This is a genomic window from Capnocytophaga sp. FDAARGOS_737 (assembly GCF_009730375.1).
GTDB classification, from domain to species: Bacteria; Bacteroidota; Bacteroidia; order Flavobacteriales; family Flavobacteriaceae; genus Capnocytophaga; species Capnocytophaga leadbetteri.
In genome coordinates, this window is sequence record NZ_CP046316.1 from 452,502 (window position 1) to 465,518 (window position 13,017).

Here is a 13,017-nt window from a genome sequence, read left to right on the forward strand (position 1 = left end):
CCTTAAAAATCAAAGTCAAAATCGTTTAGTTCTTCTAATTTGCTGGTTTCTGTTTCGTTCAGCACCTCTTGTAGGCGTTCAGCGGTAGCCTCTTTACCAGTACCCCAAAGGTCACCCAATAGTTCAGCTATACTGTTTTTTTGGTTAGGCTCAAAATCAGCAAAGGCGCGACGCAAGAAGACTACTGACCGCAAAAACTGTTCTTCGTCTAACTGACGTACATAGTTGTCTAACTCCTGCCATATAATGGTGCGCGATAGTAGCGCGTAGCGGTTGCGCCCCGAAAAACCTTCAAACCATGCCGCTCCTAAATCAGCAGGAACGCCAGCAGAAAGCCGCCGCGATACCTCCCGACTGCACTCCTCTTCGGTAGCCAAATTGTGCTCTAACAGAACAGCAAAAGCCACGCCTGATAGCTTGCTATTCAGGTCATCTCGCCACGCCACGTGCGCTACCTCTTTGTGCCACGTTTCTACATCTACCAGCTCGTATTGTTGCTCACTTATGTACTCCATAGCGTTGATAGCCGGCACTATAGTGTTGGCAGCTTTGTCATCGCAAGCAGCCGCATCAGTCAGCAAGAGGGCAGCGCGCAAAAAGAGCTGTTGCAGTATAGGCTTCAGCGGTTCGAGGTTGAACTGTCTTAGGTCGCCGTATTGTATGAGCACCGATAGCTCTTGCGCAGCCATAGCCGTTTCCACAAAGCTATTAGTGTCTACTAATAGCCGTTGGAGAGTACTTAGTGCGTTGCTGAAAATATCCGTGAGCCTACACTCGCAGGCTTTGCGTATAATCTTGGCTACTAATGATATATCGGTACATTCGCTTAGCTGTTCTTTTAGTACAAAAGCAGTAGCGATCTCTAAAGTTTCCCCTTTTAGGTTCGCTTCTACTATCTCTATTTCTACCTCCGGACTCCATTGCAGCACCCATTTCTCTGCCCACGAAGCTTTGTCCTGAGCCGTACCCTGCTGGGTAGCAAAGTGAATGCCGAGCACTGTCAGCCGATGTAAGAATGTAGAGCGATTGAGGTCGATAAAGGCAGCTTCTTTGCTTTTTACTTTCAGATTTTCGCGCAGGTCTAGGCTGAGGTCTTGAGCTATAGCCGATTTGTAGTTCGTCAGCTTAAGCCGCTTCAGCTCTTGGTTCATATCCTCCTGCACAGGCGTTTGGCTTACCCCTTCAGGTAGTGCCCCTATAGCCGTACCAATGTCTACCTTGTTTATGGCTTCAGCTACCCCTGCCAATCCACCACCGCCAAAGCAAGTGATAACCGCATCGTGTAGGTCTTCCAATACAGGATATTCACCCCCTTTCATTGCCGATAGCACATTGGCAAGGCGCACCGCCTCTATCACGCTGGCAGACGAGGCGTTTTGCCCTTGCGAGCGCAATATCTTGGCAACTTTAGTCAGATAAGTAGCCGCCAATTTATCCATAGTGTTTTGCTGCATCGCTTGCCACATCAGCTCAAAGTAATAAGGAGCCATATTGCCCGCTCCATACCCCGTGCGGCTGCTTAGGCGCAAATACGAATAAGGCATTAGGGTAAGCTGACTGCTGGCTTTAGGCAACTTCTTCAGCTCCTCATCAGTCATCGCAGGCAAGTCGTTTTCTATACCCGATAGATGATAAGCCCCCACGATTACCACTATCTCCTCAGGCTTAAACTCGGTGCAAGCCTGCGCTATTTCACGCTTCATATATGCCTCGCGAATAAGGTTGTACGAAAAGTCAAACGGAGCTTCCTCGCATTCCTTATCTACTACCATCTTGCGCATTTCTTCCGATTGCAGCGCAAGGGTAGGGGCAAAGCTATCCTTTTCTTGCCGATGCTCAAAGTGCCTTTCCCAGTAATTTTCATAGTCCGTTTCGCCCATTTGCTCTGCTAATTGCTTGTACAGACTATTGTGATAGGTATAGAAAGCCTTTGCCTTTTCGCCCTCTTCTTCCGAGGGTTGCTCTTGGCGTAGTTTTAGCATATTTTCCGAAGGCAAATCTATAAACCGAAGAGTAGCTTTCTTCTTTACCCCCCAACAAATAGCTTGGTACTCAGGCGAATAAGAAGCAAACGGATAGAGTACCGTCTCTATAGGCAGTTCAGTGGTATAGCCCAACATAGCGATAGGTGGCTTCACCCCTTTCTGAGCCATTTGGGGCATTAACGGAGTAGCATCAGCCGGACCCTCTATGAGGATACATTTAGGTTTGTGCTTGTCTAAGAATTGCAGCAGATGCGTAGCAGCATTAGGCGAAAGGTGTCGTACACCAAAAAGGTGAATTTTATTCATAATAGTCAAGGGTTCGTTCTATAATTTGGGTGGGACTGCCATTCACGAAGTACACGGCACTCACCCAGTTGTTATGAGTATCGTAGGTATACTGAAAGGTCTCAACGATTTTCACTTTAGTAGTTTTATTATGCACTTCCCAGCGAATGCAATCGCCTTGGGGGTTATAGGTCTTATCACTCGTTTTTATCAGTCGGTTGTCTTTGTTGTAAGTGCGTATGCGCACCACCAAGCCTTGGGCGTTGTATTTAAAAAGGCGTTTCTCCACAAAGTTGCCTTCCTTGTCATACTTTATACTCTCAATTACCTGCCCTTTGCGGTTGTACTGATAAGTAGTGCTTTCCGTAGGCGCATTGCTGATATAATGAGTCTCTTTTTCTCTGCGTCCTTGCGCATCTACCTCATAATCAATATGCGATTTAAGAAAGCCCCCTGGCGAATAGGTTACTTCTTTCACCAAAAAGCCTTGTGGGTCGTACACAAACATTATCTTGTCAGAATTCTGCCTTTCCATAAACAGCTTGCCCTGTGGATTGTAATAATACTCACTGCGCAAATAGATAGTTTCGTCTTTGAACAAAAAGCGTGTTTCTACGAGCATTCCTTCAGGGTTATAGCGTTTATATTTATTGTAGATATTCGACATTTTGAAGACCACAAGGTCGTCATCGTCTTCAATTTCGCCTTTGCTAAAAGCAGTACCTTCACCGCCTTTCACTTTATAGGGGATAGCGCGCAATGATTTTACCTTGCCGCGCAATTGGTCTTCCTGCCAATCATTTTTAGGTTGCGCTCCAGCCATCGCAAAAAGCACACAAAAGAATATTGTAAATAAACTCTTCATTTTTATTAATTTTTTATCTCTTTAATCTAAAGGAGTAGGTGTTATAATATTCCTATCGGAAAGTTTATAAAATTTTAATTCTTTAGGTTCTAAAATAGTTTGTTTGCCATTGTCACCTATCAATTGAAAGGTGAGGTAATCATTGTCGCGATTTATCCGAATATCCAAATGAGCCGTTACTTTATCGACTTCTTTTCCAAATACTTTTTGATAAGCAGCTACTACTGCTTCCCAATCAAAACTTACTTCAGCCAAATATTTTTGTCCGCTTTCAGCTTTGTAAGAAATGACTAATTCTTTAAACAAGGAACGTTTTTGAATAGGTTCTTCTAAATAGAAGAAATCTTCTTTACCCATATAGGAAGCGAAATCGGTATACAAGGTAGTGCCTGCCTCTCCATTCCAATAGCGATAGTCTACATCACCCATCTTTCCATTGGGAATTTCATAGACAGGGAACCATTGGTACTGATGGTTTCTATAACTATCCCATAAGCCAAAGGGGATGGGCTTGTTTTTATTAGCTTCGCGTACTGCTTTAGGAATAGCCAAATCGCTATTTAAAGTTTCTTCTCTGTCTTCTTTACTAAATATAAGACGTTGGTGACTATCTAACCCAGGAGGCTCTTTCAAATCTATTTTCTCAGCTTGGTATCTTCCTATTTCAGTAATTTTAAAATAGGCGTTACCAGCCCATAATACTACTACCCCGCCAGGAGCTATACCTACTACTACCGTATTATAAGTAGTGTGTTTTACCTCCCCATTAGGCAGTCTTTCTTCATAGCCTTCTCTAAAGAGTTTTGCTATCTTTTCGTAATCAATAGCTGTTTTGAGTCTATAAAAGCAATCCTCTTTATAAGAAAGCCATACCATATCTACACTTGCAGGCAAGTATCCCATTGAGTGGCTTTCATATCCATAAGCATTTCCCCAATCGGGTTCTTCTTTTTCAGTGTAGAACTCTCTTGAAATGGGAGTTCCTCCTACCATAGCAGCGTAAAACCGTATAGGGTAACCTATGGGGACATTCACCGCTACGCCCCAATCGTATTGAGGTTCGTTTATATTCTTATTATTGCTATTATGGTTTTGACAGCTAGCGAGCTGCAGGATTAACAGTAAAAATAATAATATCTTTTTCATAATTATCCTTTATTGAATAGCATCTATACTGACCGCCACGTTTTCTCGTCCTAATGCTCGTGTATGCTGACCGCCACGTTTCCCCCTTTGAAGGGGGGTAGGGGGATGTTTTATTTGAAGGGAGTCCGCGAGCTGGCGCAGCGGAGTATGTGCACTCGAGGGATGTTAATAATCAGATACGCAAAAGTAATAAAAAAATACCAATCAGCCAAAAAAAATAGACTGCCCTTTTTGGGGGCAGTCTCGATTGTTAAAAAATATAGACGAATTGATAACCTTAAATTACTTCGTTGAGGTAAGCTTTAAGCATCCACACGTTCTTTTCCTGACCAGAGATGAAGTCGCTCATTAGTGAGTTAGTACCCTCGTCGTTAATTTCGTCAGAAAAATCAAGGATTTCTCTTTCCAAAGGCAATAAAGCACTAATGGTGTCGATTACTAAGCGAACGGTTTTTTCATCGTCAAAGATATTTTCACCTACAGGCACAGAGGCGTGTTTCACGTAGCTTTCAAGGGTATGGAAAGGCACGCCGCCGAGGGTAAGGATACGTTCAGCTATTTCGTCAACTTGTTCTTGGGCGGTAGTGTATAGTTCTTCGAACTTCACGTGCAGTTCAAAGAAGCGTTTTCCTTTGATATTCCAATGCACTCCGCGAAGGTTTTGGTAATAAGTTTGATAATTAGCTAAGAGCACGTTAAGTAGCCCAATTTCTTTTTCAACATCGGCTTTGTTAAGCCCTAAAGTATTTAATTTCATAAGATATTTGTTTTTAAAATTCTACGCCGCAAAGGTACGCCATTTTTTGCTGAAAAGAACGCCATAACGATAGATATTTCTAATTTTAGAATAAGCAAACATTTTGCTACTTTATTAAAAATACTGCAATTATATCTTCAGTACAGAAAGGATATATAATGGATATAGGAAGAATACAGGAAGCCTCAACAAAATCTATTATCAAATCAGCAACAAAAATATCGAAACATTGCAAATAATGCAATACCACTTCTACTACTCCCACTCGTCCCACTTGTCTCACCTGTCCCACTCGTCTTACTAACGAAAATCAAAAATACAAGCAACAAACTCACATTAGTGAAAATATAGTAATTTTGTTTTTTAGCAAAAAGATGTATATTTGCACTTTGTTTTTGAAGAATGAATGTAAATATTTGTAACATATTAAATGTAGAAGTTTCCTTTCAAGAAAACACTTGGACAGAGATTACTAAAAATATATCCATTCAACAAGTGTTAAATATCATAAAAAAGGAGGAATATAAAAATGTAATAGGAAAATTGCGTAATGAACTTGAAAAGGGAAATATAGAATATTATAATAGCAATAAGAAAAGATTGCCAGCTGTTACCTTTTCAGGAACATTTAAAAAGAAAAGAACTCTTGATTATATTCAATCTTATAATCCTATTGTTGTTATTGACATAGATAAATTAGATAATGAGGAACTTGATAGAGTTTATGATGTATTAGCTAAAGAACCCTATGTACTTAGTTTTTGGAAATCACCTTCAAATAAAGGTTTTAAAGGGATTGTACCTCTAAATTATAATACTGATAGTCAAGATTCAAACTTAATTCATAAATCTGCTTTCGAAAAACTATCTGAGTATTTTAAAAAAGAACATAATATAGAACTTGATAAGAGTGGGAGCGATATTACACGATTATGTTTTATTTCTTCTGATAAAGAGTTAGTTTTAAAAGAAGAAGTTACTTTTTTCAAAGTTGAGGATGAAGATTTATTAGATAACAAAAGTAGTAAAACTGATGAAAAAATAAAACATTATGTTTTGAAATTTTCTAATAAAAGAGATGCTTTATATAATCCTAAAAATAGGAATAAACCTAAAGACAGAACTGCTATGTCGAATATAATTAAATATCTTAAAGTTAAAAATAAAAGTATAACCTATAGCTATGCCAATTGGTATAAAGTAGCTATGGGAATAGCTAATTCATTTACATTTGACATAGGGAAAAAATATTTTAACAAATTAAGTGCTTTAGATGTTGGTAAATACAATTCTATTAATTGTGAAAACTTTTTAACTGACTGCTATGAAATACGAAATGGCTCTATCACGTTTGCCTCGATAATATATTTAGCAAATCAGCAAGGTTATAAAACAAAATCTCAAAAAAATAAAGGGGGGTTCTGAAGACGGCGGACAAAAACAACTGTCGTAAGTATCACTCCATTAACGGTAAGTTACTGCCTGAGAGCTTAAAATAGGACATAAGGCATATCTATGTCAGAATATTTGGTATGCAATATCAATAGCGGGAACCCCCTTTATTATCTATGAAACCAATAGAAGATTTTTTATCAGAAACAGAAATTATAAAAAGTATTTGTAAAATCAGAGTTAAGCTAGCTAAGAGTAGGTCTAAAAAACATTTGTTAAATTACTTAACTAAAAATCCAAAATATAATTATCATCAAAGTATTAAACTTACAAATGAATTAGAAAAACTTCAATTTGAGATAGATAAACAACTAAAAAAAATACTTCCCCCAAGAAAAAAATGGAAGGAGCCTTTACTTCCTATAATAGACAATGAGAGTAGAAAAATTATTAAAAGAAGAGAATTCAAAAATTCTTCTGACAGAAATTTCTATTCATTACTAAATACAATTAAGTATTATAAAAACATCAATTCACAAGAAACGTGGCTTTTAAATTTAACTAAGTTTGTTACTGAAATTAGAGATATTCTGATAGATAAAAAATATACTTTAACTTCTCCTATTGTAATTCCTAAACTAAAAAATGAAAAAATACAAAAAGAAGAAAATGAATGTCGCCCAATATGTATGTTCAATTTAAAAGATAGAATTGTTCTAAGTATTGTCAATAAGTTTTTAACTTATTTATTTGATAGTACTTTTGAAAATACTTCTTATGCTTTCAGAATTAAGAAAAATAGTGAGGGGAAAAATCTCTCACATCACGATTGTATAAGAGACATTCTAAAATACAAAGAACAATATAGTAATGAACAACTATTCATAGTAGAATGCGATATGCAAAAATTTTATGATACAGTTAATCATAATATTATAAAAGAAGAATTTAATACTCTCATTTCAGAGGCTAAAGAACACTATCCTAATTTAGATTTAGATTTAGCTATAAATATATTTCACAATTATTTAGAATGTTTTTGCTTTAATAAGGATATTCCTAAAAGAGAAGAATTAGAGTATTGGAAATCATATAAAATACCTAATGGTTTTTTTGGTTGGATTAACGAAAAGGAACTGTTAGATTATAAAATTAATATTAATACAGAGAGGATGGGAGTTCCTCAAGGAGGTGCTCTTTCAGGGTTAATTGCAAATATTTATCTCAATAAGGTTGACAAAAAACTAGCTACATTTAAAAATATCTTTTATGCAAGATTTTGTGATGATATGATAATTATATCTCCTTCTCAAGAAGAATGCGAAAAATCTAAAGAAGTTTATATAAAAACTTTGAAAGAATTAAAATTATTTCCCCATTTATTTCAAAAAAATGAAGACTTACTAAATGTAAAAAATAACAGGAAAAATTACAAAGCTTTTTGGAAAGGAAAATCCAAAGGTTCCTATTTATGGGCACGTGAAGAAAATGATAAATTATCTTTTCCTTGGATAGGTTTTGTAGGATATGAGATTAATTATAAAGGAGAAGTTAGAGTTAGAAAAAAATCTCTTCAAAAAGAGCTTAAAAAACAAAGAACAATTGTTGAAGAAATAAAAAAAGCTGTTTGTAAAGGACAAAGATGTTCCAAATATACAGTTATTGAATCAGCAATTAACCGATTGATAGGAATGTCTGTTGGAAGAGTAAAAATGTATAACTATGATAAAGTTCCTGCTAATCTATGTTGGAAAAATGGCTTTAAAGAGCTAACACTCAATAAATACTCATTAAAGCAAGTAAAAGAACTAGACCGTAATAGAAATAAATTATATTATAGATTATTTAAAGAGATTGATGAAAAGGAGTCTAAAAGTAAAAGCAAAACAAGAAGACTTCCATATAAATATAATAAACCTTTCAGTTATTATTATCAAATTTTGGAAAGAGGAAGATGAAATATCAATTTGGTATAAAATTTAGCAGAGAATTTGTGTTGTAATTCCCATTTTCTTTATAAAAGGGCTACAAAAAAAGAGCTATCCAAAACCTTTTGGATAACTCTTTTTTAATCGTCAAATTGTCAAATTGCCAAATCGACAAATCGACAAATTAGTCTGATAGTCCTAATTCTTCTATAGCAGGTTCTTCCTCTTCTTGAGTCTCTACTTTCTTAGCTATAAATTTCTCTAAAGGCTGGTTGTTGAGGTTATAAACTACCGATTGAGCGTCCAACTCGTCTAAAAACGCATTGTTGATACTTACTTTCAGCTGTGCATTGTCCATATTTAGGTGGATATTATCCTCCTTATGATGTACCACAAAGTAAACAGGCTGTTTTCCTTTGTGTTTGCTCACTAAAGACTTGTATTTATCAATCATCGGCTGACTAATATCCTCTATATTTAGGTGAAAGGTAACTTTTTTAGAGAGTTTTTCTAATACATCTTGCAAGAACTCTATCTGTAGTACCTGTATACGTGGCTCGCCTCGCTGCTGAGTTTGATTGTTCAAAAAGCCTTCTACTACTTTGAATTTGATGAATAGAAAGGCTCCCATCACCATATATTGGCGAAACTCTCCATAGTCCTTATTAAAAAGTCTGAACTCGAAAGAACCGTCATAATCTTCTAAAGTGAAAAATCCAAACGGACTACCATTCTTGCTGGTGCGGTGCTGCTCATCGGTTATCATACCCGCTACGGTAAGTTCGCGGTTGATAAGTGGTGTGAGGTTTTGTAGCTGCGATAAATTGATATTGCAATAATGCTGAATAGTATGTTTAAAATCGTCTAACGGATGCCCTGATATATAGATACCCACTACCTCTTTTTCGCGACGCAGCTGCTCAAGGTTGCCCCACGACTCACATTTAGGTATCACCGGTTCAGGTATTTCGGCTTCGTCTATCCCCCCAAACAGACTCATCTGCGCTGAGTTTTTGCTTTCCTGATATTTGTTCCCAAAACGAATGGCTTTCTCAAGGAAAGGAATACCGTCAGCTTCAGCATAAAAATATTGGGCGCGGTGAGTGCCTGCAAAAGAGTCAAAACCACCTGCTAAAGCGATACTTTCAAAGGCTTTTTTGTTGATACTCTTATAATCTACCCGCTTTGCTAAGTCGAAAATAGAAGTATAAGGGCGCTCTTTGCGGTTTTCTACTATAGTGTCTACGGCAGCCTTACCAACTCCTTTTACTGCCCCCATACCAAAGCGGATATCCCCATTTTTGTTTACCGTAAATTTGTATAACGACTCGTTTACATCCGGAGGTAATACCCTAATACCCATACGATGACATTCCTCAAGGAAGAAAGTAATCGTCTTAATATCGTTCATATTGTTAGACAGTACCGCAGCCATATACTCGGCAGGGTAGTTCGCTTTCAAATAGGCAGTTTGGTAGCCCACCCACGCATAGCAGGTAGAATGCGACTTGTTGAACGCATAAGCCGCAAACTTCTCCCAGTCAGCCCATATCTTTTCAAGTTTTTGGGTATCGTGCCCCTTTTCTGAGGCTTGGGCAACAAACTTAGGTTTCATTTTGGCTAGTACGGCTATTTGTTTCTTACCCATCGCCTTACGTAGTACGTCAGCTTCACCTTTGGTAAAGCCTGCTAGCTTTTGCGAGAGTAGCATCACCTGCTCCTGATATACCGTGATGCCATAGGTTTCTTCCAGATACTCTTTCATATCAGGCAAGTCGTATTCTATGGGCTCAATACCGTGTTTCCGCTTGATAAAGCTCGGTATATATTCCAGAGGCCCTGGGCGGTAAAGAGCATTCATCGCTATTAGGTCAGCAAAAACAGTAGGCTTGAGTTCGCGCATATACTTCTGCATACCTGCGGACTCGTATTGGAATATCCCTACCGTTTCTCCTCGTTGAAAGAGTTCATAGGTCTTTTTATCGTCTAACGGAAAAGCCTCAGCATCGAGCTCTATGCCGTGCGTTTGTTTTATATTCTCAATCGTATCTTTGATAAGAGTAAGAGTACTAAGCCCCAAGAAGTCCATCTTTAGCAGTCCAGCACTTTCTACTACCGAGTTGTCAAACTGGGTAACGAATAGGTCAGAGTCTTTGGCTAAAGCTACAGGCACAAAGTTAGTGATGTCGTCAGGGGTAATAATCACCCCGCAGGCGTGAATACCAGTGTTGCGCACCGAGCCCTCAATAATGTTGGCCTGCTGAATAGTTTGGTTGCTCTCCTCTTCGCCTCCGCCTGCCAAAAGCTGCTTGAGTTCGTCTACTTTGGGTAGTTCTTCACTACGCACTTTTTCTTTGAGCTTTTTCTCGTCCCAATTGAAGAGGTTTTTTAGCGAAAGTCCAGGGGGTTTAGAGGGTACTAAGCCTGCCAATCGGTTCGACTCTTGCAGAGGCACATCCAGCACACGGGCGGTATCTTTTATAGCCGACTTAGCCGCCATTTTACCATAAGTAATGATACGTGCTACCTGACTTTCGCCGTACTTATCAATCACGTAGTTGATAACGTCTTGTCTGCCGGAATCTTCAAAGTCTATATCAATATCGGGCATTGATACACGGTCGGGGTTTAGGAAACGCTCAAACAGCAGGTCGTACTTTATCGGGTCCATATTGGTAATGTCTAAGCAATACGCCACTGCCGACCCTGCTGCCGACCCACGACCAGGCCCTACCGATACCCCCATCTTGCGCGCGGCTGCAATGAAATCTTGCACTATCAGAAAGTAACCAGGGTAACCTGTCTTTTCTATAATAGAAAGCTCAAAGTCTAATCGTTCGCGTACCTCATCAGTGATTTCTAGGTATTTGCGCTTAGCTCCCTCGTAGGTAAGGTGACGCAAATAATTGTTCTCACCTTTCTTGCCTGTAGGGTCGTCTGCCACCTGAAAAGCTTCAGGAATATCAAATTTAGGCAAGAGAATATCACGGGCTAAGCCATAGGGCTCTACCTTATCGATAATTTCCTGAATGTTGAGTATTGCCTGAGGTATATCTTTGAAGAGTGCCTTCATCTCGGCACTTGTTTTGAAATAATATTCGTCATTAGGCATTCCAAATCGATAGCCACGTCCGCGCCCGATAGGTGTTTTCTGCTTCTCACCATCTTTTACGCATAGCAGAATATCGTGGGCACTAGCATCTTTTTTATGAATGTAGAAAGTGTTATTAGTAGCAATGAGCTTCACGCTGTACTTTTTAGACAACTCTACCAGCACACTATTTACGTGCTCTTCTTCCTGTTGCCCGTGGCGCATCACTTCTAAGTAGAAGTCATCGCCAAAAAGGTCTTTCCACCATAACAAAGCCTCTTCAGCTTGTTTGGTACCTATATTGAGTATTTTAGAAGGAATTTCACCATTGATACCTCCCGAAAGCACTATAAGGTCGGCTTTATACTGCGCAACAATCTCTTTGTCGATACGAGGTACGTAATAAAAGCCTTTAGTAGAAGCTATCGAAGCCATTTTGATAAGGTTCTGATACCCTTCTTTGTTTTTAGCTAAGATAACCACTTGGTAACCATTATCCTGGTGACTTCTATCCAAGTGATTTTCACAAATATTGAACTCACAACCTATAATAGGTTTGATAAGTGTTTCGGTAGGTGCTTCACCTTTTTCTTCAGCCTCCTTATTTTTGCCTTCAGCCTCTTTGTTGTATTTTTGTATCTCTTGCACAAAGTGAAAAGCCGCCATCATATTGCCTGTATCAGTCAGTGCTACGGCAGGCATTTTCTCTTTAGCAGTGCTTTTCACAAGGTCGCTTATAGCTGTAGTCGATTGTAAGATAGAGTATTGAGTATGATTGTGTAGATGGGCAAAGGCAGCCGTTTCAAGTAGCGCTATTTCTTCTTCCGAAGCGGTTATTTCAGGAGTACTGCCTTTGCTGCGCAATGCCTCGGAAGCCTCTTTGAGGTTTACGTGTTTGAGCCCTATAAGCCCTATGGGAGAGGAGTGATGCGCTTGAAAGTTTTCAATATATTCTCTACTAAAAGTACCTTCTTTGAAGCCCTCACCACGCCTTATAAGTTCGAAGAAACAGCGGGCGGTAGCTTCTACATCGGCAGTAGCGTTGTGAGCCTCGGCAAAAGGTACGCCAAATAAGAAAGAGTGCAACTCAGTAAGCGAGGGGAATTTATATTTACCCCCGCGACCGCCCTCTATCTTGCAGAGGTTAGCGGTTGCCTCGGTACAAGTATCGATTACAGGTAGTTTATCCAACGGACTTTCCACTCCATAGCGATAAAACTCAGCCCCCATAATATTGATATCGAAGCCTATATTTTGTCCTACTACGTACTGAGCCTTACTAAGAGCCTCGTTGAAGGCAGCGAACACCTCAGCAATGGGCACCCCTTGCTTTTCAGCTAGTAGGGTAGAGATGCCGTGTACTTTCTCGGCATCATAAGGAATGTCAAAACCATCAGGAGCAATTAAAAAATCCTGATGTTCTATAAGCGCCCCCCACTGGTCGTGCAATTGCCACGCTATTTGCACTGCGCGCGGCCAGTTGTTGCTATCGCTAATAGGAGCATTATAATTACGGGGTAACCCCGTGGTTTCGGTATCGAATATTAAGTACATTTCTTTCTAATCTA

The 13,017-nt window shown here is 39.0% G+C and carries 7 protein-coding genes; 2 read left to right on the forward strand and 5 right to left on the reverse strand.

Annotated features, from left to right (window positions below; genetic code table 11):
* Window positions 1–2 precede the first annotated feature (2 nt).
* The 4 genes from FOC45_RS01985 to FOC45_RS02000 all read right to left on the reverse strand — a co-directional run bounded on the left by FOC45_RS01985 (window position 3) and on the right by FOC45_RS02000 (window position 5,038).
* On the reverse strand, window positions 3–2,291 hold the full coding sequence (locus tag FOC45_RS01985) for a DUF5682 family protein (RefSeq protein ID WP_009389314.1): 2,289 nt from the start codon (window positions 2,289–2,291) through the stop codon (window positions 3–5).
* Window positions 2,284–3,135, reverse strand: coding sequence for a hypothetical protein (locus FOC45_RS01990; RefSeq protein WP_009389315.1), 852 nt, complete (start codon window positions 3,133–3,135; stop codon window positions 2,284–2,286). The genes FOC45_RS01985 and FOC45_RS01990 overlap by 8 nt, the downstream gene beginning before the upstream one ends.
* Before the next feature lie 21 nt (window positions 3,136–3,156).
* Window positions 3,157–4,281: a DUF2931 family protein gene (locus tag FOC45_RS01995; protein WP_034539854.1), complete on the reverse strand. Its 1,125-nt coding sequence runs from the start codon at window positions 4,279–4,281 to the stop codon at window positions 3,157–3,159.
* 277 nt (window positions 4,282–4,558) lie between these two features.
* Window positions 4,559–5,038, reverse strand: a complete 480-nt coding sequence (locus FOC45_RS02000) for a Dps family protein (protein ID WP_009389318.1) — start codon at window positions 5,036–5,038, stop codon at window positions 4,559–4,561.
* Window positions 5,039–5,440: 402 nt separating this feature from the next.
* On the opposite strand from FOC45_RS02000, the gene FOC45_RS02005 reads away from it, so the two are divergent.
* The gene (locus FOC45_RS02005; protein ID WP_009389319.1) at window positions 5,441–6,463 is read left to right on the forward strand and encodes a BT4734/BF3469 family protein; all 1,023 of its coding nucleotides are present in this window, start codon (window positions 5,441–5,443) and stop codon (window positions 6,461–6,463) included.
* 143 nt (window positions 6,464–6,606) lie between these two features.
* Window positions 6,607–8,388, forward strand: coding sequence for a reverse transcriptase/maturase family protein (locus FOC45_RS02010; protein ID WP_009389321.1), 1,782 nt, complete (start codon window positions 6,607–6,609; stop codon window positions 8,386–8,388).
* A gap of 154 nt (window positions 8,389–8,542) precedes the next feature.
* On the opposite strand, the gene dnaE is transcribed toward FOC45_RS02010, so the two are convergent.
* Window positions 8,543–13,003, reverse strand: a complete 4,461-nt coding sequence (gene dnaE / locus FOC45_RS02015) for a DNA polymerase III subunit alpha (RefSeq protein ID WP_009389323.1) — start codon at window positions 13,001–13,003, stop codon at window positions 8,543–8,545.
* Between the last annotated feature and the right edge of the window lie 14 nt (window positions 13,004–13,017).

What these genes read in the sequence shown, in the direction of transcription:
- FOC45_RS02010 (WP_009389321.1), top strand. Translation starts at nt 6,607, where the DNA reads ATGAAACCAATAGAAGATTTTTTATCAGAAACAGAAATTATAAAAAGT.
- FOC45_RS01985 (WP_009389314.1), bottom strand. Translation starts at nt 2,291, where the DNA reads ATGAATAAAATTCACCTTTTTGGTGTACGACACCTTTCGCCTAATGCT.
- FOC45_RS01995 (WP_034539854.1), bottom strand. Translation starts at nt 4,281, where the DNA reads ATGAAAAAGATATTATTATTTTTACTGTTAATCCTGCAGCTCGCTAGC.
- FOC45_RS02000 (WP_009389318.1), bottom strand. Translation starts at nt 5,038, where the DNA reads ATGAAATTAAATACTTTAGGGCTTAACAAAGCCGATGTTGAAAAAGAA.
- FOC45_RS01990 (WP_009389315.1), bottom strand. Translation starts at nt 3,135, where the DNA reads ATGAAGAGTTTATTTACAATATTCTTTTGTGTGCTTTTTGCGATGGCT.
- FOC45_RS02005 (WP_009389319.1), top strand. Translation starts at nt 5,441, where the DNA reads ATGAATGTAAATATTTGTAACATATTAAATGTAGAAGTTTCCTTTCAA.
- dnaE (WP_009389323.1), bottom strand. Translation starts at nt 13,003, where the DNA reads ATGTACTTAATATTCGATACCGAAACCACGGGGTTACCCCGTAATTAT.